Raw genomic sequence first — 21,498 nt, forward strand, 5'->3', positions numbered from 1 at the left:
GGTCACGCCTGGGTGGGCTCCGTCGGCACGACAACCGGGCTGCCCGGCGCGGCCGCCGTGCCGGGGGACCCGGCCGTGGCGGCGAACAGCCCCTCCACCCGCTTCTTCTCCTGCGCGCTCTGCGGGAAGAGATACGCACAGGCCACGTAGACCACGAGGTTGAGGGCCATCCCGAGGACCCCCGACGTGAGGCCGCTCAGCCAGGGGATCGAGGTGGGGTAGACGGCGGAGAGCCCGGCGGCGGTGCAGAAGCCGGCCACCGTACCGGCGACCGTGCCGACCCGGTTGCCGCGCTTCCAGAACAGCCCGAGGAACTGCGGGACGGCGAGCTGCACCACACCCTGGTACGCCATGATCGACAGCGTGATGAGGTTGCTGAGCCCGATATTGGCGACCAGCGCGGAGGCCACGGTGTAGACGGCGATGGAGATCTTCGCCGTCAGCAGCCGCCCCTTGTCGTTCATCGGCCGGCAGACCGCCACCAGGTCGTTGGAGATGAGCGTGCCCACGGACTGCAGCACCCCGTCGGCCATTCCGATCTGCGCGGCCAGCACACACAGCGCGAGGGCGATGATGATCCACGGACCGCCGATCTGCTGACCGAGGGTGAACAGCGCGTGGTCGGGGTTGTCGGAGACCCCGGGCAGCGTTCCGGTCAGCAGCGCGGCGGTCAGCAGCAGCCCGGCGAAGATCAGCGAGCAGGGCATCGCGAACACCGCCGAGCGCTTGACGCCGCGCACCCCGTCCGCGGTGAACAGCCGGACGAACATCCCCGACAGACACCAGCCGCCCACCGCCCCGGTGAAGGTCAGCGCGAAGAGGTAGAGCCCGCCGCTGCCGCCGCCGTCCACGGGCAGCGTCAGCCGCTCCACAGGCAGCTGCGCGAACCCGTGGCCGTTCATCGTCAGATAGAAAATGAGCCCCAACAGCAGTGCGGAGCCGAAGACATAGGCGATGATGCCCTGGTAGAAGTCGGTGACGACCACGCCGCGCATCCCCATCCGCACGGTCCAGAACTGGCGCGCCACCAGCACGAGCACCCCCGCGAGCACCGACTGCGAGTAGCTGAGGTGCCCGAAGGAGATGTAGTAGAAGATCAGTCCCATGGCCTGCATCCCGATCACGGTCATCGGGAAGTTGACCAGGACCTGGATGAACGCGGGAATGGTGCGTGAGGCCGTTCTGCCGTAGCGCAGCCCGAACAGATCGGACTGGGTGCGCAGTCCGTGCCGCTCCCCCCCCCACATCCACACGCGCCGGGACATCAGATACATCAGCAGGTAGGCGAACAGCCCGTAGACCAGCAGATGGAAGCCGATCACGCCGCTGCCCGCCGCCAGACCGGCGTCGGCGATGAAGACCGAGCCGGGGAACCAGGTGTTGAGCACCGACATGGTCTGGTAGCCGCTGCCGAAGCTGCGCCCGCCCACGGCGTAGTCGGTGAAGTCGGCGTCGCGCCGGCGGTGCATGTACAGCGTCAGGAGCACTCCGGCGAAGAAGAGCACCACCATGCCGTAGCCGAGGAACACATTCACTGGGGGCGAACCCCTCTCAGGTCCGAGGTGGTGTCGGTCGGTCCCGCACCGTCAGTCGATCTCGCCGCGGGCCGCCTCGACGCAGTACAGCGCGACGACACCCGCCGAGATGTGCGCACCGAGGGCGAGGAAGTAGCAGACGGAGAACGGAAATCCGCCCTGGATGCGTGGATCGCCCGCGGCCCAGTACACCGGCGGCACCAGCGCCAGGGCGGCGTCGAGCGCGAACCAGGAGCCGAACAGCGCCCACTTGCGCCGCGGGGTGAGGGCCATGGCCCAGCGGGCGAACCGCGAGGACAGCGGCCCGTCGAACCCAGGGGCGGCAGCGGGGGCGGGGGACCCGGTGAGCGGCGCTTCGGGCGGCCGGGGGAGCGGCCGGGCCGGCCCCTCACCGGGCGTCATGGACGATCTCCCCGTCGAAGACGGTCAGCACCACCGGCATCTCCGCGATGTCGTGCGGATCCGCGCGGAGGAGATCGCCGTCCACGACGCAGATGTCGGCCGCCTTGCCCGGCTCCAGCGACCCCTTCCAGCTCTCCGCGAAGTCCTGCCACGCGGCGTGCGAGGTGTAGGCGCGCAGCGCGGTCTGCAGGTCTACGCACTGCTCGGGCCCGCTCTGCCGCCCGCTCGCCCGGGCCTCGCGCAGCATCATCGAGGCCACGCCCCGGCGCCAGTCGGGGTAGGTGATGGGCGCGTCCGAACTGGCGGTGACCGGGATCCCGGCCTCCGCCGCACTGCGCACCGGCCACTGGTACGCCGAGCGCTCGGGCCCCACGATCCCGTCCATCATGTCCGCGGTGGCGTCCTTGACCCCGGGGTTCATATTGATGCCCCAGCCGTGCCTGGCGAGCGTGGCCAGGGAGCGGGCCGAGGCGAAGTCGCCGTGGATGACGTAGTGGCGGGCGTCGGGGCGCGGGGTGTCGGTCTGCGCCGCCTCGAAGGCCTCGACGACCGCGTCGATGCCGTGGTCGCCGGTGATGTGCACCCCGAGCTGGTGGCCGGCGCGGTGCGCATGGCGCACGATCTCGTTGAGCTCCTCGACGCGCTGGGTGTGGGGTGAGCCGCTCCACCCGCCGCATCACCTCACGGCAGAAGTCCCCGACCCCGTCCGGGTCGTCGGTGAACTGCGACGGCTTGATGCAGAACGTCGTAAAGCCCTGCTCCATCTGCTCCGGCACCGCCTCCAGCGCCCGCTCCAGGCTCGCCACCGACGTCCCGTCGGGGAAGACGGCCCGGGTCCCCCCGACCATCTCCAGCCCGGCCATGTCGCGCCCGGCCTCCGCCATCGCCGCCCGCAACTTCTCCAGCTCGCCCGGCGCGGGCCGCCCCAGCGGGTTGAACCCGTGCCCGTACTTCACCAGCCGCCGCAGCACCGCACCGTGCAGCGTCGAGCCCCCGAACCACAGCTCGGGCCCGCCCGCCCGGTACGGCTTGGGCTCCAGCCAGGCGTCGCGGAAGCGGTAGTGCTCGCCCTCGAACGTGGCGGGGCCGGGGCGCCACAGCAGCTCCCAGGCCGCGAGGTGTTCGTCCAGCAGCCTGCCGCGCCGGGCGAACGGCACCTGCAGCGCGGCGTACTCGTCCTGGCTCCAGCTCACCGTCGGCAGCACGACCAGCCGCCCCCGGCTCAGCAGGTCGAGCGTGGCCAACTCCTTCGCCAGCAGCAGAGGGTGGCGCAGCGGTGCCAGTACGGCAGCGGCGGCCAGCCGGATTCGCTCGGTGACGGCTGCCATCGCCGAGAGCAGCACGACGGAACTGGGCCAGGGCGTGTCCGGCGCCTGATTGCCCGGCAGTGCGTACTCGCGCGGGTTGGGCATCGGCCCGCCGGCCCCGGCGTCCGGCCCGAGCACGATGTGCTCACTGAGCATCACCGAGTCGAACCCCGCCTCCTCCGCCTCCCGGGCCCACCGCACCAGGGCCGCGAGGTGGCAACGCCCCCCGGTCATGGTCCAGTTCTCGGTCAGTACCAGCGTCATACGGGGGTGAGGTGTCCTCATCCGAACTCCAGACTCCGCTCGAACCCTTTTGTTTGACCCCAAACGATATGCGGAATGGGCACCCGGCCTCAAGAGCGGAGCGCCATCGGGCCGTGGATGGCACTGCGTGCCAAGCGAGTTGACGAAGCCCGGGGCGCTGGGTTCGGAGGGGGCGGTGCCGGGCCGCCATTTCTCAAGCGCAGCCGCCTCCCGCTTCGCCCCCCTCCTCCTTCGCGGAGATCCGCACTCCCTCAAGGAGAAGCGCTGTGCTGAGCCGAACCCCTCTCCCGCCGCCCCGCGCCGCCCGTACGCTCGGTGCCATCGGCGCGGGCGGCGCCACCACCGCGCTGCTCCACTGCCTCGCCGAGCGGGCCGAGGACGGCAGCGCCGTGCCCGACCACATCCTCGTCTTCGAGCGCACCCCCACCCCGGGCCCCGGCGCCGTCTACCGCGACGACCTGGCCTCGGCCCGGATCGACCGGGAGGCGGGCCAGATGTCGGTGTCGGCCGCCGTCCCGGGCACGTCACCTGGCAGCGGGCGGGCCGGGCGCTCGACCTCGGCGCGGGCTCCGGCCCCTGCCATGCCAGGCGCACGACGCCGACTGCGTCCAGCAGGCCTTCCCCGGGCGCTATGCCTTCGGGCCCTACCTGGAGGACCAATTAGCCGTCTCCACACGGCAGTTGAGAAGAGCGGGCACCAGCGTGGAGATCGTCCACGAAGAGGCGGTCAACCTGCTGCCCGCGTCCCCGCTCCGGCTGGTCACCCGCTCCCCGCGCGACCGGACCGTCGACGAACTCGTCCTCGCCATGGGCACCCCGCCCCAGCCCGACCTCTACCGGCTCGGCACCGCCCCGGCTGCCACGCCGACCCCTTCCCGCTCACCCGGCTGGCCGAGGAGAACCCCGAGGACGCCGCCGTCGCCGTCCTCGGCACCGGGCTGACCGCCGTGGACATCGCCGTCGCGCTCTGCGCGTCCGGCCGCCGGGGCCCGCTGCACCTGCTGTCCCGCACGGGCATGCTGCCGCGGGTGCGCGCCGAGGCATTTGCCGCCCCGCTCACCCACTTCACCGTGCAGAACCTCATCCGGCTCGCCGCGGAGAACGACGGGCTGACCCTCGCCGACCTGGCCGGGCTGCTGCAGCGCGACGCCGGTCCCGGCCGGTCCCGACCTGCCCCGGCTCGTCGACGTACTGGAGCGGGCCCGCGGCAACGGCGGCCCGGCCGCCGCCCTGCGCCACCAACTGGCGGGCAGGAAACCGGAGATCACCGCCTGGCAGCAGCTGTCGGCCGCCACCCACCCGGCCGTTGCCGCGTTCCGCACCCTGTGAAGTCGGGTGGTCCCGGCTTCACGGCCTGCGCACGACCACTTTCAGGGTGGGGACGTATCGCTGTACCTCACTGACCACGCGTGCATACGCCGTCAGTGGCGCGCGAGTTGGAGGTCTTCTGCGGTCGGGCCGCCGCGATATCCGAGAGAACGGGGTGAGTCCCTCTGATTGGTCACGGTCCGTGCAGGCTTTAGTGGTGTCCGTTGTTCTGGTCGTCGGGGTTGTCGGCCGGGGCGTTTACCGAGCCGGTGCCTTCGCAGGCGTCGCAGTCAACGGTGTGCCCGTCGACCGTCACGGTCCCTTGGCCCAGGCAGTTCGTGCACGTCACGGCGTGCCTCCCGGGCAGCGGCGAGCCCGGTGGCCAGTCGTGCCAGCAACTGCCGGCGCACTTTCGCCTCGGACAGCTGCACGAGGCGCTGGTACATCCATGAGGGGTAGGGGCCCGGCAGGTCGTGGCTCTGAGCGACAGCCGGCAGGTGCTCGCGGTCGATCCACCCCATGGCAGCCTCCCTCGCTGTCCCTGCTCTGCCAGCGTAGTACTGGGCCGGGCGGTGAGGGAGAGCGGTCACGGCGCGGGCTCGGTCCCGGGAACGGGCAGAGGCCGCCGCTGAGCACACACAGGGATCGACCAGGCTGGCACGGCACTTGGGGACGCGGAGCATGCGCTCGGGCCGGTCGGCGCGGGCGTAGCGTTTGACGGTGTTCAGGGCCAGTTGCAGGCGGCGAGCACATTCGAGCAGGCCCACGCCCTGGTCGAGCAGGCTGTGGACCTGGTGCCAGCGGTCGAGGGCACATGCCAGCGATCCGCGACCTGGACCGCGTCAGGCCGAGTGCGCCGGATGGGCCGTGAAATCTCCTCAACGCCTCGCCTCACTGCTTGCCCCCGCCAGCATCAGTCCAGGTCAGCCGCCTATCACTGCAGGGTCACCGGGGTGGCCCAGGCCGGGCATCGGCCGGGCCGGATGCCCTGCGGCCTGGCGCTGTTACGAGCGGCCACCCTGTACCGCCGTACCCGGTAGCCGTCCCGGCGGGTGTGCCGGGTGGTCAGCGGAGCTGGTTCCACCACCAGGCCCTGAGCCACAGACATGCGTCCACCGCGGCCGACACCCGAGGCTGTGGTGTCAGGACAGATGCGTCAGCAGCAGTTCAGTGAGTCGCTCAGGGGCGCGCAAGGGGAGGTAGTGGTCGGCATTAGAGATCATCTGGCCGTGGGCGCCGGGGATGTCGGTGCTGAGCCGTTTCGCAATGACGCCGATCTCAGGGTGATCGCGGTCGCCGTGGATGACCATCGTCGGCACGGCGATGTCACCAAGTCGCGCCTCGGCATCGCGGTTCGCTGAGGGCGCGAAGTGCTGCTCGCTCTCGATGCGCCGGTGCGCGTTGTCGGTCACCATCGCTTCGATCAGCTGCCCTCCGGGAGCCGTGCGGCCCATGGACGCCCAGACGGACATCTCCAGTTGGGCCAGCGTCTCCGCGTCCCGCTCACGACGAGCCGTGGCATAGGCCAGCGACTCGGGATCCTCCGGCCAGACATGACCACTGACAGAGGTGGCGACCAAGCCCAGCGCCTTGACCCGATCCGGGTATGCAAGGGTGAAGTCCAGCGAGGTCTCCCCGCCCATACTCAGGCCCACCAGAGCAGCTCGGCGCAGACCGAAGTGGTCGAGTACGGCCCGTAGATCTTCGACATCGTCGAACGGCTGTTCCGGGATTGTGGAGCGTCCCAGGCCGCGGGCGTCGAAGCGGATCACCTGATGGTGTCGGGCCAGCTCTGGAGCGGTGGCATCCCACAGTCGAGAATCCATCCCGGCGCCGTGCAGCAGCACCACCGGGCTGCCGGAGCCACTGTGCTCGGCCCACAGCCAGCCGCCTCTAGGAGCGGGAATGCGGACTTCGTCTGCCGACACGACTACTGGGTCGGTGCTCGAATTCATGTGGCAATCATTTCAGGGCCTGGCGAAGGGACGACCAGCACATCGCCCTGAGGGCACGTACCGCACGCCAACGTCCGGGTGCGTTCACCGCCCCCAACCTCTTCCCGCATCCCTACAGAAGAGCCGCACCCATTGTCGATTGCCAAGGTTGTTGGCCTCTCTCTGCCAGTGAAGTGGAGTACGGCACAGTGGGTTCCCGCCTGGTAGAGGCGGCTGGAACTGGCAAGGGGGCGCGACCCGAACGGACGGGTTCAGTAGCAAGCCGCAGCGATGCGTGCGGCATCAGAGAGTGAAGCGGGAACGCGACGGCGCCGACAAGTGGGCATAAGAGGTGCAAGAGGTGCAAGCGCAGCAGGGCAGCGCCTTGTGCGCGAGACCGCGTGCCCACACCACAGTCCACGCGCCGGCCCCGCACCCGCGTGCTGGGCGTCGCTCGTCTCGGCCACTTCGTAGACGACACGGGCGAGTCGGGTGATCGAGGTCAGCGGCGGAGCGCCGTCGATGGCGCTGGGGTGGTCGGGGCCGAGCAGCCGTGTCCGGTCCGGAAGCCGATCAGAACCAGGGTGTAAGGGTGCCGTCGAGTCGGAGAGATTGGGGGACGGGGTTCCAGGGCGTGTTCAGGGTGTCTGGGACGTCGCGGTTCTCGTCGCTGAAGGCGTAGTGGGCGCCATCGGCTGCAACGGTCACGGCCTCGTCCAGCCCCCTTACCTCGGAACACTGCTCGCACCTGCCGGTGATCGTCGGCTCCACGCAGCTCGGCCCCGCCTGATGCCCCGCTTCCCGCCACGCCTCGTCATGGCGCCGGCCCTGCTGTTCGCTGCGGACGGCATGGTGCTCCTGACTCGACTGGAGGGGGGCTCAGCGTACGCGGGTCTGCGTCTGCCCGCGCAACTGATGTTCGGCCTCGGCGCGGGCACGGCCCTCACGCCCGCCACGTCACTCGCCACGCACGGCATTGAGCCGCACGACGCCGGGGGCGCCTCCCTCATGGTCAGCGCCTGGTCGGCGGCGCTGTCGGCACCGCCCTGCTGAACACCGTCGCGGCCTCCGCCACGGCGGCCTATCTTTCCGCTCACATGGCAGGGGCAACCACTCAGGCCGCACACCAGCTGCTCCAGGTCCAGGCCATGGTCAACGGGCTGCACCCGGGCCAACTGGTGGGCGACCGGCATCCTCGTTCCGGCTGCTCTGACGTCCGCCATGCTCGTCAACACCGGCGTTCCCCAGGGCAGTCCGTCCTCCTCGCCCGGCAATGCGACCAGCACCACGGACACTGAAGGCGCGGCGCAGACGCCCGAGCGATGAGATTCCCGATCGGTGGGGAACCGGGATCAGCGGGCTGACGGCAGCACGGAGTCGCGCAGCGCTGGCGGTTCGGCGACCACCGTGCGCGAGCCCGGGGCGATCTGGGTGAAGCCGGCGTCCCGCACCTCGGGCAGTCCGCCGGCAGTGAGCGCCGTCCACGCCGCGGGCTTTGGCTCACGTAGCGCACCTGCTCAACGTTCTGGCGGATCCCGTGCGGGCGGGTGTGCCGCCCGCCGTCGTGGTCTGGGTTCCCGGTGGGGATTCTCGTGCCCTCTGCCGCGCTCGGACCACTGTCGGCTGGGGTGGGGCTGGTGGCTGATCGGCCCGAACGCGTCTTCACATAGGAGGGTTCGGCTGGACGGCTGACCGCGTGCGTCGGTTCTGGCCGGGCTCGTCCGTCACCGGCTTGGCTCGTCCGGCACTGGGGCGTGCCTGCCTCGCCTTGCGTACCGGTGCGGGACAGGCAGGCCACCCCGGCCGGGGTGGGACAGGGGCGGGCCGCATTTTTCGTAACGAGCGTTGCGTTAATTCGTGCGACTCGGTACGGTGCCGCCATCTTCTGTACTCAAGACGGGAAGCCGGGACCAACATGTACGACGTTGCAGCGAGCGGGGCCGGCTTCGCCGGCGTGACGTATTCGGCGTTCAGCGGCTGGGCCGACCGGCCCACCGACTTCGCGCCGATGCTGGAAGGGGAGCTCACGTGCGACATCGCCGTGGTCGGGGGCGGTTACGCCGGCATGGCGGCGGCACTGCGGCTGGCCGAGCGCGGTGCCGATGTCGTCCTGCTGGAGTCCGGGTTCTGCGGATGGGGCGGCAGCTCGCGCAACGCCGGCTATCTGTCGAACGCGCTGGCAGGCGACCCGCAGCTGCTGAAGACGCTGTACGCGCGCCGGCTGCCGCATCTCGTCCGTTACGCGGACCGGGCGGCCCGTTTCACCGAGGAACTGATCGGACGGCTCGCCATCGACTGCGAGTACGAGCCGACGGGCAACGTCATCGCCGCCGTCTCCCCGGGACAGCTCCGGCGCACCCGACGGAACGCTGAGATCCTCCGAGGCGCGGGGGCGGACGTCGAGTTCGTCGAGGGCCGCGGCTTCGGCCTGCCGAAGACGTTCCTCGGGGGCGTCTTCGAGCGGGCCGGTGGGCTGCTGAACCCCGGGAAGTTCGCGCTCGGTCTGCGCGAGGTGCTTCTCGCGTCGGGCGTGCGGGTGTACGAGCGGACCGCCGTGCGCGCGGTCGAGCCCCATGCCTCGGGAGCCGTCGTCAGCGTGCCCGGCGGCCGCGTCCACGCCGAGCGTGTGGTTCTGGCCACCAATGCCTACTCCCGCGACCTGGCGATCGCCCCGAAGCGGATGGTCACACCGATCTGGACCAGCTTGGTCGAGACCGAACCGATCGACCCCGAACGCCTGGAGGCGACCGGCTGGACGCGGCGCCTCGGCATCATCACCCCGCACGCGATCCTGGAGAACTACCGGCCCACGCCGCGCGGTACGGTCATGTTCGGAACCCGTCGGCTGCGGACGGCACAAGGAGCGCTGGGCGCCCGTGAGCCGGACGACGCGGTCGTGGCGGACCTCGTCCGCGGCTTCCACGAGCGGTTCCCCTCCCTCGGTGATGTCGCACCGCAACGCGCCTGGGGCGGGTGGATCGCGATGACGCCGTCGCTGCTGCCGGTCGCCGGCGGGGCGACGAAGAACGTTTTCTACGCCATCGGCTGCAACGGTCACGGCCTCGCCCAGTCCCCTTACCTCGGAACACTGCTCGCCGACCGGCTCGCCGGCGACCCGATGCACGAAGACCTCGCCGCCGTATGGCGTGCGCGGCCGCGGTTCGCTCCGCCCGTCTTCAGCGCGCCGACGCTGCACGCCGCCTGGACGGTCGACCGCGTCTCGGACCGCTGGCACCGCCGCAGCGCCTGAAGACCGGCCGCGCCCCGAGCCTTTCGCCGCACCCGGTGTTTCAGACCGGTCGGGCCGGTGAACGTGAAGGGGGCCTCGAGCGGGTGCGCGTACAAGGCGGCGGCGAGGCCCCGGCTCGCCGCCGCCGTTGGCCGAGGGCCATCCGGTCATGGACCGCCCACGCCGTGACAACGGCTGGGGTGTGGCTGCTGAGCAGCGGGAACCAGCGCGGGCGTGCTGTGTTGCGCCGCATCGCTGTCGCTTGAGCGTTAGCGGCCGCCCAGTGCGGATACCAGGCTTGCGACCGTGACGGTGTTGAAGACGAAGGCGATGACCGTGTTCGCCGCCACGGTCCGTCGCATGTCCCGTGAGGTCACGTTGACGTCGGTGGTGCCGAACGTCGTCATCGCGGCCAAGGCGAAATAGACGTAGTCGGCCCAGGCCGGAGCCCGCTCTGCGGGGAAGTCGAGTGCCCGTTCGTTCTCCACGAGGTTGTCGGCCTGGAAGGTGACGGCGAAGGCTACGACCACGCAGATCCAGGCGACGACGACCAGAGCGAGAGCCACCAGCGTGCGCGGGAGGGCGGAGAAGGTGGTGCTGAGGTGGCCGGGAAGCCACAACACTGCTACCACCAGCGCGGCAGCCGCGATGAAAAGCGACGCCCCGGGTCCAGGTGCGGTTCCGAGGAGGTAGCGCTGCAGGAACGTGCCGCGGGCTTCGCGATGCGCCCAGGTGCGGACCTGCTCCGGAACAACGCTCAAGAAGGTGGCCAAGGTGATGGCGAGGTAGGGAAGCAGGTAGGCGAAGAGTACGAGTACGCCGACATCTGCTGCCGAAATCTGCGCCACGCTGTCGTTGGGGAGGACTGCTGCCGCGCACGCCGCGATGGCCAGGCTGACCGCCGATCGGCGCCGTTCGGAAAGCCAGCGATGCACGGACGAGCCTCTCTTGCCGGTCGTCGTGTGACGGGGGCGCTGAATGGAAAGGTCGCGGTTGATCTTATGGGGTGGCTCCGGCTCCTGGGCGGTGGCGTGGAGGGCGTGTCTCGGTGGTGATCCGAAGGGGGGCCGGGGCCAGCCGGCAGGGCCTTGCAGTGGTTCTCGTGCTGCCACCGAAGAGGAAGGGGATGCCATTCGGGGCTTTCCTGCCGAGGGCAGGTTTGGTCCTTGTCCTGAAAGGGTTGCGTGAGGGGTTCCCAGGGGTGGTCGGGCGCAGGAAACCGGCGGCGGGTGATGGCCGAGTGGTCGGGTGCCGGGCAGATGACCCGCTGCCGCGCCGGCCGGGGCGCGGTGGCGTGGCGCGGCGCGGCAGCGAGCGCCGGCCGGGGCGCGAAAGGGTCAGCGGCGAAGCCACCCACGTTTTCCGCGGCGGCGCTCGTCTGCGTGTCAGTCGGCCGGTGAGTGGTCGAGGCGGCTGCTGTCGGTACTGGTGTCGGTGTGGTTGCCGCTGCCGGCCACGGCGACGGCGCGGATTTCGACCAGCAGGCCGGGGAGGGCCAGTTGGGCCACTCCGACCGCGGTCCACGATGGGTAGGGGGCGGTGATGTACTCGTCCTTGACCCGGCTGAATGCCTCCATGTCGCCCCGGAGATCGGTGTGGAACGTGGTGAGCTCGACGATGTCGTCCAGGCTCGCTCCCGCGGCTTCGAGGACGGCCCGCACGCCTTCGAAGGCGAGCCGGGCCTGGGCGTCCATTCCGTCGGCGGGCGTCATGGCGGAGGCGTCGGTCCCGACCTGGCCCGACACCCAGATCATGTCGCCTGCGCGGGTCGCCTGCGAGAAGTGCAGCCTGTCGTACAGCGCTCCGGTGGGGGGCGGGTTGACCGATCGGCGTTTCACTGCGTGGGACCTCTTCTCGGGACTGTCAGAGGAGCTGACGGAAGACGGGGGAGCGGAACGGGTCGCCCGCGTTCAGCTTCGCCATCTCCTCGACGAAGAGAACGCCGTTGCGGGCGAAGTGCTTGTTCTGCTCCGGGAGGGGCCAAAACGTCGCGTCGTCGCCGAAGAAGCGCAGGACCAGCGTGTGGCGCTCCGGGCACGCGGCGTCGACGTGCGCGCCGCCGTGCAGCGCGCGGGGGTGGAGCACGATGACATCGCTGGGCTCGGTCGCCCAGGAGAGCACGTCGTAGGCGTCGGGGTCGCGCGCGAGTTCGGCGTCGATGTCCGGCAGGCGCGGCATTACGCCGCCGCCGTGCAGGGGTTCGGTCGGATCGTCGGGGTTGGCGAAGGTGGTTCCGTCGTACTGGGTGCCGTGGCGGGAACCGCGGATGATCTCCAACGAGTTCGCTTTCGGGAGTGCCTGGAAGCTGATCCACGCATTGGCCCAGTGCTCGCCGGCCCAGGGCAGGTACGCGGTGTCCTGGTGCCAGGCGGTGCGGCCGCCTCGCCCGCCGGCCTTGAGGAATATCTCCTCGGCGAAGTACCACACGTGCTGCGAGCCCCAGAGGTCGGCGAAGAGCCGGCCGAACGGCAGTGACGAGACCATCGCGTCCAGCCGGGACTTGGCGCGCGGGTTGGCGTTGTCGACGTGTGACTGCTGCTCGGTCCCGTTGAACATCCGGGTGGCGTTGGGCCCGGGGTGCTCGACGGCCCAGTGGTACGCCTCCTGGCACCGCGCCAACTGCGCTGCGTCGAGGCAGTCCTTCATGAGGACGGCGCCGTCGTTGCGAAAACTCTCCCTTAGCGACTCCTGCATGGGTGTTCCTCCCGTAGGTCAGGTGGTGGCAGCACCGTAACGAGCCCTCAGTATTTAACGCAACAGTCGTTACGTTAATTGTGTGGCAGAATCACAGGGTGTCCGACAACCCGACCCGACAAGCGAACGACGATGGCGGAACCGGGCCGGCCGTGCGGCGCGGCCGCCCGACGGGCGACCGCGCGGCGAAGCGGGCCGAGCTGCTGAAGGCGGCGGCCTCGGTGATCGCACAGGAGGGCTACGCCAACACCTCGCTGCGCAAGGTGGCCCACCGCGCGGGGTGCTCCACCGGGGCGGTGACGTACTACTTCGCGAACAAGGAAGAACTGGTCACCGCGTTGGCCGAGAGCCGGTTCGACGGCTTCGACGCCATGCTCGCGGCCGGCCAGGATCAGCCCGACGTCAGGGCGATCCTGGAGCGATGGCTGTTGCGGACCACGGACGATCCCGAGTTCTGGCCCGTGATGTCCCAACTGCTCGTCCACGCACGGTACGAACCGGCCTTCGCCGCCGTCATCGAGGAGCGTTATGCCCGCCACCGCGACGTGCTCGCCTCACTCCTCGCAACCGGGCAGGCGCGGGGAACCATCCGCGACGACATTCCCGCCGACCTGCTCGCCGACCAACTCGGCGCCATCGGCGACGGCTGGATGATGATGTTCCCCATCGAGCCGGAGAGGTTCACACCGAGCAGGGTCCAGGCTCTCCTCGATGCCGCCATCACCTTGATCGCCCCGTCTCCGGGTGCCCGCCACACGTCCGGCTCGTAATTGACGATCCCGCCGCCCGTCGCATGGGTAGCGGATGACGGGCGCCGGTCGGTCGCGGTCCGTCGGCGGCCTGTCCCTCGTCGCGCGAACGGGTGCGGTCAGGCGCCATCGCCGGCCAGGGTGCGAGCGATGTCCTGGGCCGCCTCGGCTCTGGTCTCGATGGCGCCGTCGATGCCGCCGACGCCGGTCGCAGCGATGTCACCGCCTGCGAAGCGGATGCGTCCGTGGGGCTCGCGCATGCGGGGCGCGACCTGGGTCAGGTTCCCCGGCCGGTGATGCGCCCAGGCGCCGCGGGAGAACGGATCGGTCACCCAGTCGTGGCAGGCGGCGACGCCTCGGCGCTCAACGGCGGAGACCGAGTGGCGGTGCAACGCGCCCAGCGGACCTTCGTCCCCGGTATCGAAGTGGTCGACCGTGATCTCCAACCGCGAAAAATCCTCCCTCGCCTTCTCCAGCCGGGTAGCCAACTCCGCAGCCTCAGCCTGAAGTTCCTCCACCCTCTGCCGAGCCGCGGCCTCCCGCGCCCGAAGCTCTTCCGGTAAAGACACCGTGGCGCCCCACTTCCACCCCGCCACGGTAGGAGTGCGACGGCGCCACCACACACCAATCAGCGTCTTCCCAGCTCAGCCATCCCCCGAGTGAGGATCCGCACCCAGAGGCGATTGCCTCTGATGATGTGCCGGCCAGCAGCTTCTCGTCCGGACGCTCCCGTACGCAGGGTGTGGCGGGTACCTGCTGCCGATGCGGTGCGAGGGTGCCGAGCTCTCTGCTCGAGCGTCGGCCCCAACGGGGGGGCTCGCGGTCCTCCTGGTTCACCGGCGGTATCTGAATCGTTGCCGCTACGTCAAAGGCTGGGTCGGCTGGGGCACGCCCCCCCATTCCGCACCGGGCGGGGGGAGTGGGTGCGCTGCTCGGGGCGGGGTTGTGAGGTCGCGGTAGTGGTGTTGCCGATTCGGTGTGGCGCGGCACCGGCTGATGCGTGGTCACTGAAGATTCCCGGCAGTGCCAGCCGCTCAGGAACCCGGGGGAGCGTACGTGGCGAGATAGGCGGTGATGACGCGTCGCGCCTCGTCGATCGTGGTGTCGTCCCCGGCCGGGGTGCTGCGGAAGGCGATGTCGAGAAGCCGGTTGCCTATCTCGAAGGCCAGGTGCAGGACGTGGCGGGGGGTGTCGGCGCAGATCAGGTCTCGCTCGATGAGGAAGTGCCGGAGCCGCTCGGCCTGTGCTCCGTCGAAAGCCAGGACCAGGTCGCCGGCGGCCGTGCTGCGCCGTGCGAACCACAGTTCGGTGCAGCACGGATGCGTGCGGAAGTAGTCTCGTACGGTGTCGAGGACGGCGTCGGCGGTATCGCGCAGCGTGCGCGGCCCGGGGTCCTTGAGCGCGGCACCGATGCGTGTGTCGAGCTCCCGCACATGGCGCTCCAGCAGTTCGGCTTCGACCCCGTGCCGGTCGGGGAAGTAGTGGTAGAGCGAGGCGATCGGGATGCCCGCCCGCTCACCGATCGCCTTGAGCGTCGTGGCCTCGTAGCCCTTCTCGACGAGCAACGCCTCGGCGGCGTCGAGAATGGCATGCCTGCGTGCCATCCCGCGGCGCTGCACCGCCGGGCGGGACGGTGCCTGGCTGGTCGGTTTTCCCTCGAACACGATGCCAGAGCGTATCAACCGTGCCCCGTCCCCTTGCTGACGATGAGTTACGGCCGCTGCCCGCACACCATACTCGAACTCGAATCTAGTTCGAGTATGGTGTGCGGGCACGAGCGAACCGACACAAGGAAACGGAGAGGTTCATGGCCAACTGCTCGTACGACGTCGCGGTGATCGGTGCCGGATTAGCCGGAGTGGCCGCGGCACGGGACCTCAGCGCCGCAGGCCACTCGGTGGTCCTGCTCGAGGCCCGCGACCGGGTCGGCGGACGGACCTACACGGGCGAAGCCTTCGGCCGCCAGGTCGAGTTCGGCGGCACATACGTCCACTGGACCCAGCCGCACGTATGGCACGAACTCCAGCGCCACCGCATCCCGTTGGCGCCTCCGCTCGCCATTGAGACGATGTACTGGCTGGCCGACGGCACGGTGCACGTCGGCAGCCCGACCGCGTACACGGACGCTGTCGCCCCCCTCGCGGCCCGGTTCTTCGCCGACGCCCGGACACGGTTTCCGATGCCCTTCGATGTCACCGCGGTCGACAACCGCGCGCTCGAGAAGGAGACCCTGGAGAGCCGCCTCGACTCGCTGAATCTGTCCGCACACGACAGGGACCTCCTGGAAGGCGCGCTGGCCACACTGGTCCACTCCTACAGCGAACAGGGCCTCGTACAGGCACTGCTCTGGGCGGCCACGACCTTCGGAGACTGGGGCGCCTTCCTGGAAACCGCCGGCTTCTGGCCGATTGAGGGCGGGACCAAGCGGCTCATCGAAGCCATCCAGAGCGAATCGAAGGCCGACCTGCGCCTGTCGACACCCGTCAGCGCCGTCGAGGACGAGGGGCCCGCGGTCGTCGTCACCACACGCGCCGGCGAACGGATCCGGGCACGCGCTGCCGTCGTCGCGCTGCCCCTCAACACCCTGGGCGACCTCACCATCTCCCCCGACCTCGCCCGGCCGGCACGCACGATGATCGACCAAAAGCACCCGGTGCGCACCGCCAAGATCTGGGCGAGGGTCAGGGGCGAGGTCGAGCCCTTCTGTGCCTTCGCCCCGGTCGGCAAGAATCCCGTCAATACCGCGAAGGTGGAGTACCGGCACGACGGTGACACCCTCATCGTGTGCTTCGCCTCCGGCCCCTCGGCCGTCGACGCCGGGGACCGCGCGGGAGTCGAGGCCGCGCTGCGTACCTTCGTCCCCGGCATCGACGTGCTGGAGACGGCCGGCCACGACTGGGTCGGTGACTTGTTCTCCCAGGGAGCCTGGGCCCACCACCGACCCGGGAACCTGACCCAGGCCGCCCCGCTGCTGCGCGAGCCCCACGGACGCATCCACTTCGCCGGAGGCGACATCGCGGCGGTGGGCGTCGGGAGCATCGACGGCGCCCTGGAGACGGGCGCTGGCGCCGCCCGACGCGTCGCCGCGACGCTGGCGGCCGCCCCTCTCTCCTAGACCCGCACCTCGTGTGAGCTTGCTGCTTCGCGGCAGTGGTTGGCCAGCAGCGGGACGGATCACTCAGTGCGGTGTTCTGGTGCTGGCTGGACTCGCTGAAGCCGTGATGGTGTCGACCGCTGCGCAATGACCGTCTGTCTGCCGCATAGCGGCTGGCACAAGAGCCCTTTCCTGTCGTGGAGTTGCCTCTTGCCGCGTACGTGATTTGGGGTGCGGCGTGTGCTTGCGGGTATGTCGAAGAGCCGTCCGTCGTCGCCTGCGACGGAGTTGCCAGCGGATTCTGTGCCTGTGGTGTTGCGGCAGATGGTGGTGCGCCGTTTGCTGGCGGTCGATGAGGTCCATGGTGTGTCGCGGGTTCATGTACGGATCTCTGCTGAGGCTGCCGGGGAGATCTGACCCACGTCCGGACACACCACGGGCCCCGGGGAGTGAAGGAATCCCCGGGGCCCGGTGTATGGAGTCGTGTTGTTCAACGACGACGGGACGACGCCGTCACGTCTCGGGTTGTGAGAACCCATCTTTGAACCCTTGTGAGTGTCTGTGGCGATGAGCGATTGGGATCCTTGGCCTTTCGGCTGACGAGGGGGACGCGTGACTGTTGAGGAGTCCTGGGAAAGAATCGAGCGCTGGATAGACCAGCACGCCCCGGAGGAGCCCCCGTTGCCGGGCCCTTGTACCCGAGCAGCCTTGGAGCGCCTCTGCAAAATTCTCGGAGGTCGGCTGCCGCAGGATGTCGAACGCTCGCTACTACGGCACGACGGGTCGGGTCTGACCGACATTCTCCCGCCGGGATACACGCTTCTGAGCGTCGAGGAGATCATCCGACACCGCGCGATCTGGTTGAAGTACGGGGCGCGTGATGATGCAAACCTGGAGGCGGGAGATAGACCCTTCCTCGTCCCGTTCGCAGCGTTGAGTGTCACTCAGCTCCTGGTCGACACCAGGACCGGCCGCCTCGGCTGGTGGGACATCGAGCAGTGCTTCGCCTGGGAAGATGATCCACTCTGGCACTCCTTCGCCAGTGCTCTGGACTTCGTCGGGAACCTGCTGGCCTCGCCACCTCCCTGGATCGCCATACTGCCGGGCGATGAGGAGTGGGAGGTCACCGACAGGGACCCGGATTTCCCCGGGACGCTCGTATGGACCGAAGATCCCGTCGACTGACGTCCAGTGGGCCTGAAGGAATGCCTGGTCTCAAGGCAGACTCATCTTCCGAGTCACGGGCAGACGCCGTGCGATCAGACGGCCTGAACTGCTGGGACCGGCCGGAGAATTGCGGCCGTCGGGTGAGCTGCGGCCGAGCAATCCGGCGGGTCATGAGCGCGACGGCCGCGAGGGAGAGCATCTGCTCGGAGCGCTCGGGCCGGGGATGTCTGCCCGGGGCGCCGCCAACACAGTGGTGCTCCTGTGCTGGAGGTCCTCCCTGGACAGGACGGCCCTTGCGGGCGTTGGCCCGGGCCGGGCGAGGACGACAAGTCCATCGTGGGAACCGAGGAACTGGAGCCGGGCGCCGTGGTGCCGGCACGACGGGACGGGAGCGGGCGGTGACGCTGTGGTGGCGGGTCCTGGCCGCTCTCACCGACGACACCGAGCGCGAGGCCATCGTGGCCCGTGGCGCCGCCCAGCTCGCGATCCGCCGTACGCCCGAGGGTCAGCGGGTTGCTTCCGGCGCGGTCATGGACACCGCCTTCCACGAGTTCAATCTGCTCCTCACCGCCGACCAGGCCCGCGCCGCCCTCCGCGAGGTCCGCGCTCGTGGGTAACCCGGACGGTACAGGCTCCGTTGAACCGGGAGTGAGAATGACGATGCGGTTCACGCCGCCTGTTATCGGCGGACAGCGCAGCGACAGTGAAACGGTTCCCCGCCCTGAGCTGGAGCCGGTCTTTACCGCGCTCGCCGTGCGGTGGGACTCCGACGGCCGGGCCGTGCCCGGCCGCGCGGATGAGGAGTGGGCGGTCCTCGCCCGCCGCTACCCCTGGCCTCGCTGATCGCGCGGCGCGGGCACGGCCCCCACCGTCACCTGCACCGCACCCCCAAGGAGCCTGCCGGCGCCGTACAGCGCCGCGCTCCCGGTCTGCCGCACCGCCACCGTGGTCGGGCCCGGTCCGGCAGCCCTCCCAGTCCACCTCCGGCCGCACGCAACGGCGCCCGACAGCACGAAGGCCCTGACCGCTCGGGGCAGGCCAGGACCGTCGTTGCCTCGGGGAAGCTGACGCGGCCCCGACGCCAGAGCGCGGAATCGGGGGCCGTGGACCGCACCGGCCCGACGCGGGGCGTCCAGACCAGTGCACGCGTCACCATCTCAACTCCACCCCGGCCGCAAGGTCACGCGCTGCGCGAGAGGAAGAGGCCGGTGGCGCGCGGGCGGCGATGGGCGTAGACCGGAGGTATGGCTGGCACGCAGCGAGCCTGCGCGATGTGCCACGAGCCGCTGCCCTTGGGACCTTCGGAACATCGCTCACAGCGTCCGGCCCTGGCTTTAGGCGATCAATCCGGTGTATTCAGTGATCGAATGCGGCCAGCTATCGCGTTACGCGGAACTCGCTACCGGGTCCAGCGGTGTGCCCTGCCCGGTCGAAGGCCCCCGCCCCTTTTCATAGACGGTCAGCCCCCGTGAGAGCCGTAGTGGGACGAGTACCAGTTCCACGAGTACCGCCTTCCACGCGTAGCAGAGGTTGACGATCTTTGTCGGATAGACGCAGGGGATGTGGAGCAGCACCCTGCCCAGCGGTAGTCCTCTTCTGCGCGCGGCGTAGATCAACGGCGGTACGGTGAAGCCGAGTTCAGCCGCCGTCCACCACAGGAGCGTGGCCGCTACGGGGCGGTCCATGACCAGCGGCAGCACCAGCGGTGCGCTCCACCACAGCGGTGCGGTGAGAATCTCCAGCATCGCCAGCAGCACCCAGAGCGCCAGCATGGGCTTGCGGGCCACCATCTGCCGTGTGTGCAGGCGCACGTTCTGGCAGAAGCCTGCCATCCACCGCCACACCTGCTTGCGCAGGTACACCAGCGTCTCCGGATCGGCCGCCCACGCCACCGCCTCTGCGACATAGCGCGCCCGCCGCCCCGCGATCTGCTGTGACCAGGTGAAGTCCATGTCTTCCACGATCGTGCGCTCGGGGAAGCCGCCGGTACCCACCAGCACCTGCGTGCGGAACATGGAGCAGCACCCCGAGCACACCATCGGGCTGTTGGCACCGGACTGAATCGGCCGGTGCCAGTGGAAACCGAAGAGGTACTCGACGGAGCGGCCGCGCTCCCAGACCGTTCGCGTATACCTCGTCTGCACATTGCCCGCCGCCACCACCACTGACGGGTCGTCAAAGGCGGGCACGACCCGCTCGATGTAGTCGGGCGCCAGAACCGTGTCCGCATCCACGGCCAGAACGAGTTCCGTGGAGCAGTGCGGCAGCGCATAGTTCTGTGCCCGCGCCTTGCTCCCCTGGCCCTCAGCAGGGCGCAGCACCTCGACTCCGCGCCGCGCGTATGACTGCGCGACCGCGCCGGTGCCATCGCAGGAGGCGTCGTCCACGACAATCACGCGCTCCGCGGGCACCGTCTGCGCCAGCACCGACTCCAGTGTCGCGGGGAGCCCCGCCTCTTCGTTGTGCGCCGGGATGATCACTGTCACACCACTGCGTCTGTGCCTCTTCCCGTGCCCGAAGCGAGGCACGAGACGCCTCGCGGGGGCGATTCGGCCCGCCATCCTTCCCAGTGCGACGACTGCTCCCACCACCCCGTACACGAGCACGCTGACTCCGATAATCGGCAATCCCCCGTGCATTAACGCTCCCTCCAGGACACCGACACCTACGTCGGCTGAGGGGGCAACACTAGGGGAGTCGTCACTTAGAGTGTTGGAGGCGTACCCTCTGTAAGCTACTTGGGGGTTGTGGATATCCGCCCCAGCCGTCTGTATGCCGGTGGGCATGCCCCTACCGGCCCATCTCCGGGCGGGGGCGGTGCGGCGGACAAGCCCCGGAACATCGTCAGCGTCCAGGCGATGCCCACGAGGTCCTGGACGGCGAGTGCCTCATGTGCTTCCAGCACTGTGATCTCGGCATCCAGGGCGGATTGAATCGATCGTCGCAACACCTTGATCGAGAGGTGCAGCGATGGGTGTCTTGGAGCGCCAGCGGCGGGTGTGTGCGTATCGCGGGCAGATTCCGTCGCCGGGTAGGCCGACGGTGCCTGGCGTGAGGACTGGGTCAGGTTCTGGGCTGCGATTGCCCGTGGTGCCAAGACCGAGGACGCGTGTGTGGAGGCCCGTGTGTCCGCGCCGGTGGGGTTCCGCTGGGTCCGGCACGCCAGCGGGGTGAGTCCGCCTCTTCCCGCCGAAGTCTCCGGACGGTACCTGTCGTTCGCCGCACGGGAGGACATCGCGATCGGCATGCCCGGGGTGTCAGTGGCCGCGAGATCGCCCGCGGACTGGGGCGTGCCCCGTCGACGATCTCGCGCGAGCTGCGCCGTTACGCCTCTACCCGCACGTACAAGTTGGACTACCGGGCGTCGACCGCGCAGCGGCACGCCGAACGCGGTGCACGATGACCATGCTGCCCGAACAACTCCGTGGATCACTGACTTGGGACCGCGGCAAGGAACTGTCCGCACACGCGGCGTTCAAGGTCGGGGCCGGCCCGGGGCGGCTCGGCGCCGTACGGGTCGTGTAGCTGAGGTGAGATGGCTCGGGCTCGTGTCCGCCCCTGTGGGCGGTCACGAGCCCGCTGTCTGTGCTGAGCTGTCAGCGCTGCCGGTCGCCCTGGCGCAAGTGCCACTCGACCGGATGGAACACCGGTTCGCTGGTGCCCGTGCGCTCGAAGGCCGCGTGGTAGTCGGCGATGGTCGGCCGGTCTCGGTTGACCCACGTGGACGTGGGCGGTCAGGGCGTCGCCGGTGCGTTGGATCCAGGCGGTGCCGCGGCCGGAGACGTGGAGGCAGGCCATGCTGAGGGGCCTTGCGT

Annotated in this window: 20 protein-coding genes and 5 pseudogenes; 10 read left to right on the forward strand and 15 right to left on the reverse strand. The window is 69.7% G+C overall.

Annotated elements, in window-relative coordinates:
* Positions 1–2: 2 nt before the first annotated feature.
* The 4 genes and pseudogenes from AC4IJH_RS32005 to AC4IJH_RS32020 form a co-directional block, all read right to left on the reverse strand.
* The gene (locus AC4IJH_RS32005) at positions 3–1,535 is read right to left on the reverse strand and encodes a sodium:solute symporter family protein (RefSeq protein WP_490855433.1); all 1,533 of its coding nucleotides are present in this window, start codon (positions 1,533–1,535) and stop codon (positions 3–5) included.
* A 51-nt stretch (positions 1,536–1,586) separates the two neighbouring features.
* Entirely contained in the window at positions 1,587–1,937 is a 351-nt protein-coding gene (locus AC4IJH_RS32010) for a hypothetical protein (protein WP_490855434.1), read from the reverse strand.
* A pseudogene (locus AC4IJH_RS32015) lies at positions 1,924–2,577 on the reverse strand (amidohydrolase family protein); the annotation flags it as partial. The pseudogene AC4IJH_RS32015 and the gene AC4IJH_RS32010, both read right to left, overlap by 14 nt.
* Before the next feature lie 154 nt (positions 2,578–2,731).
* Positions 2,732–3,529, reverse strand: a pseudogene (locus AC4IJH_RS32020) (TIGR03619 family F420-dependent LLM class oxidoreductase); the annotation flags it as partial.
* Between the two features lie 294 nt (positions 3,530–3,823).
* Here AC4IJH_RS32020 and AC4IJH_RS32025 point away from each other — a divergent pair.
* Entirely contained in the window at positions 3,824–4,450 is a 627-nt protein-coding gene (locus AC4IJH_RS32025) for an FAD/NAD(P)-binding protein (RefSeq protein WP_490855435.1), read from the forward strand.
* Positions 4,451–5,027: 577 nt separating this feature from the next.
* Here the strand turns inward: AC4IJH_RS32025 and AC4IJH_RS32030 are convergent.
* The 4 genes and pseudogenes from AC4IJH_RS32030 to AC4IJH_RS32045 form a co-directional block, all read right to left on the reverse strand.
* Positions 5,028–5,165 carry a hypothetical protein gene (locus AC4IJH_RS32030; protein ID WP_490855465.1) on the reverse strand — a complete coding sequence of 46 codons (138 nt, stop codon included), beginning with the start codon at positions 5,163–5,165 and terminating at the stop codon, positions 5,028–5,030.
* Positions 5,166–5,457: 292 nt separating this feature from the next.
* Positions 5,458–5,708, reverse strand: a pseudogene (locus AC4IJH_RS32035) (ISL3 family transposase); the annotation flags it as partial.
* Positions 5,709–5,750: 42 nt separating this feature from the next.
* Positions 5,751–5,924, reverse strand: a complete 174-nt coding sequence (locus AC4IJH_RS32040) for a hypothetical protein (RefSeq protein WP_490855436.1) — start codon at positions 5,922–5,924, stop codon at positions 5,751–5,753.
* 34 nt (positions 5,925–5,958) lie between these two features.
* The gene (locus AC4IJH_RS32045; protein ID WP_490855437.1) at positions 5,959–6,771 is read right to left on the reverse strand and encodes an alpha/beta fold hydrolase; all 813 of its coding nucleotides are present in this window, start codon (positions 6,769–6,771) and stop codon (positions 5,959–5,961) included.
* A 768-nt stretch (positions 6,772–7,539) separates the two neighbouring features.
* Here AC4IJH_RS32045 and AC4IJH_RS32050 point away from each other — a divergent pair.
* On the forward strand, positions 7,540–7,803 hold the full coding sequence (locus tag AC4IJH_RS32050) for a hypothetical protein (protein ID WP_490855438.1): 264 nt from the start codon (positions 7,540–7,542) through the stop codon (positions 7,801–7,803).
* A 299-nt stretch (positions 7,804–8,102) separates the two neighbouring features.
* Here the strand turns inward: AC4IJH_RS32050 and AC4IJH_RS32055 are convergent.
* Positions 8,103–8,249 (reverse strand): annotated as a pseudogene (locus tag AC4IJH_RS32055) (peptidyl-tRNA hydrolase); the annotation flags it as partial.
* 416 nt (positions 8,250–8,665) lie between these two features.
* On the opposite strand from AC4IJH_RS32055, the gene AC4IJH_RS32060 reads away from it, so the two are divergent.
* The gene (locus AC4IJH_RS32060; RefSeq protein WP_490855439.1) at positions 8,666–10,000 is read left to right on the forward strand and encodes an NAD(P)/FAD-dependent oxidoreductase; all 1,335 of its coding nucleotides are present in this window, start codon (positions 8,666–8,668) and stop codon (positions 9,998–10,000) included.
* 248 nt (positions 10,001–10,248) lie between these two features.
* Here the strand turns inward: AC4IJH_RS32060 and AC4IJH_RS32065 are convergent, their stop codons facing one another.
* The 3 genes from AC4IJH_RS32065 to AC4IJH_RS32075 form a co-directional block, all read right to left on the reverse strand.
* On the reverse strand, positions 10,249–10,914 hold the full coding sequence (locus AC4IJH_RS32065; RefSeq protein ID WP_490855440.1) for a DUF1345 domain-containing protein: 666 nt from the start codon (positions 10,912–10,914) through the stop codon (positions 10,249–10,251).
* 450 nt (positions 10,915–11,364) lie between these two features.
* Entirely contained in the window at positions 11,365–11,817 is a 453-nt protein-coding gene (locus tag AC4IJH_RS32070; RefSeq protein ID WP_490855441.1) for a RidA family protein, read from the reverse strand.
* A gap of 25 nt (positions 11,818–11,842) precedes the next feature.
* Positions 11,843–12,673: a phytanoyl-CoA dioxygenase family protein gene (locus AC4IJH_RS32075; RefSeq protein ID WP_490855442.1), complete on the reverse strand. Its 831-nt coding sequence runs from the start codon at positions 12,671–12,673 to the stop codon at positions 11,843–11,845.
* Positions 12,674–12,771: 98 nt separating this feature from the next.
* On the opposite strand from AC4IJH_RS32075, the gene AC4IJH_RS32080 reads away from it, so the two are divergent.
* Positions 12,772–13,443 (forward strand): TetR/AcrR family transcriptional regulator, encoded by a 672-nt coding sequence (locus tag AC4IJH_RS32080; RefSeq protein WP_490855443.1) that lies wholly within the window; start codon positions 12,772–12,774, stop codon positions 13,441–13,443.
* A gap of 98 nt (positions 13,444–13,541) precedes the next feature.
* Here the strand turns inward: AC4IJH_RS32080 and AC4IJH_RS32085 are convergent, their stop codons facing one another.
* Both AC4IJH_RS32085 and AC4IJH_RS32090 read right to left on the reverse strand, forming a co-directional pair.
* Positions 13,542–13,910 carry an FAD-dependent oxidoreductase gene (locus tag AC4IJH_RS32085; protein WP_490855444.1) on the reverse strand — a complete coding sequence of 123 codons (369 nt, stop codon included), beginning with the start codon at positions 13,908–13,910 and terminating at the stop codon, positions 13,542–13,544.
* 546 nt (positions 13,911–14,456) lie between these two features.
* Complete coding sequence (locus AC4IJH_RS32090; RefSeq protein ID WP_490855445.1) at positions 14,457–15,026, reverse strand: TetR/AcrR family transcriptional regulator; 570 nt, start codon at positions 15,024–15,026, stop codon at positions 14,457–14,459.
* A gap of 203 nt (positions 15,027–15,229) precedes the next feature.
* Here AC4IJH_RS32090 and AC4IJH_RS32095 point away from each other — a divergent pair, with 203 nt between their 5' ends.
* From AC4IJH_RS32095 to AC4IJH_RS32110, 4 genes are all read left to right on the forward strand, one after another.
* A complete protein-coding gene (locus AC4IJH_RS32095) occupies positions 15,230–16,537 on the forward strand; it encodes a flavin monoamine oxidase family protein (protein WP_490855446.1) in 1,308 nt (435 codons plus the stop codon).
* A 591-nt stretch (positions 16,538–17,128) separates the two neighbouring features.
* Positions 17,129–17,701, forward strand: a complete 573-nt coding sequence (locus AC4IJH_RS32100) for an SMI1/KNR4 family protein (protein ID WP_490855447.1) — start codon at positions 17,129–17,131, stop codon at positions 17,699–17,701.
* A 380-nt stretch (positions 17,702–18,081) separates the two neighbouring features.
* Positions 18,082–18,300, forward strand: coding sequence for a hypothetical protein (locus tag AC4IJH_RS32105; protein WP_490855448.1), 219 nt, complete (start codon positions 18,082–18,084; stop codon positions 18,298–18,300).
* A gap of 37 nt (positions 18,301–18,337) precedes the next feature.
* Entirely contained in the window at positions 18,338–18,526 is a 189-nt protein-coding gene (locus tag AC4IJH_RS32110) for a hypothetical protein (protein WP_490855449.1), read from the forward strand.
* 542 nt (positions 18,527–19,068) lie between these two features.
* Here AC4IJH_RS32110 and AC4IJH_RS32115 read toward each other — a convergent pair.
* Complete coding sequence (locus AC4IJH_RS32115) at positions 19,069–20,469, reverse strand: glycosyltransferase family 2 protein (protein ID WP_490855450.1); 1,401 nt, start codon at positions 20,467–20,469, stop codon at positions 19,069–19,071.
* Between the two features lie 184 nt (positions 20,470–20,653).
* On the opposite strand from AC4IJH_RS32115, the pseudogene AC4IJH_RS32120 reads away from it, so the two are divergent.
* Together AC4IJH_RS32120 and AC4IJH_RS32125 are read left to right on the forward strand one after the other, a co-directional pair.
* Positions 20,654–21,083, forward strand: a pseudogene (locus tag AC4IJH_RS32120) (helix-turn-helix domain-containing protein); the annotation flags it as partial.
* Positions 21,083–21,208, forward strand: coding sequence for a hypothetical protein (locus AC4IJH_RS32125; RefSeq protein ID WP_490855451.1), 126 nt, complete (start codon positions 21,083–21,085; stop codon positions 21,206–21,208). The pseudogene AC4IJH_RS32120 and the gene AC4IJH_RS32125, both read left to right, overlap by 1 nt.
* Positions 21,209–21,498: the final 290 nt, after the last annotated feature.

The sequence above is a fragment of the Streptomyces sp. UF-297 genome, assembly GCF_058245575.1.

Bases quoted from the DNA above. Each gene is read 5' to 3' on its own strand.
- AC4IJH_RS32010 (WP_490855434.1), bottom strand. From the start codon at position 1,937: ATGACGCCCGGTGAGGGGCCGGCCCGGCCGCTCCCCCGGCCGCCCGAA.
- AC4IJH_RS32040 (WP_490855436.1), bottom strand. From the start codon at position 5,924: ATGTCTGTGGCTCAGGGCCTGGTGGTGGAACCAGCTCCGCTGACCACC.
- AC4IJH_RS32045 (WP_490855437.1), bottom strand. From the start codon at position 6,771: ATGAATTCGAGCACCGACCCAGTAGTCGTGTCGGCAGACGAAGTCCGC.
- AC4IJH_RS32050 (WP_490855438.1), top strand. From the start codon at position 7,540: ATGCCCCGCTTCCCGCCACGCCTCGTCATGGCGCCGGCCCTGCTGTTC.
- AC4IJH_RS32060 (WP_490855439.1), top strand. From the start codon at position 8,666: ATGTACGACGTTGCAGCGAGCGGGGCCGGCTTCGCCGGCGTGACGTAT.
- AC4IJH_RS32075 (WP_490855442.1), bottom strand. From the start codon at position 12,673: ATGCAGGAGTCGCTAAGGGAGAGTTTTCGCAACGACGGCGCCGTCCTC.
- AC4IJH_RS32090 (WP_490855445.1), bottom strand. From the start codon at position 15,026: ATGGCACGCAGGCATGCCATTCTCGACGCCGCCGAGGCGTTGCTCGTC.
- AC4IJH_RS32095 (WP_490855446.1), top strand. From the start codon at position 15,230: ATGGCCAACTGCTCGTACGACGTCGCGGTGATCGGTGCCGGATTAGCC.
- AC4IJH_RS32110 (WP_490855449.1), top strand. From the start codon at position 18,338: ATGACGATGCGGTTCACGCCGCCTGTTATCGGCGGACAGCGCAGCGAC.
- AC4IJH_RS32115 (WP_490855450.1), bottom strand. From the start codon at position 20,469: ATGCCCACCGGCATACAGACGGCTGGGGCGGATATCCACAACCCCCAA.
- AC4IJH_RS32125 (WP_490855451.1), top strand. From the start codon at position 21,083: ATGACCATGCTGCCCGAACAACTCCGTGGATCACTGACTTGGGACCGC.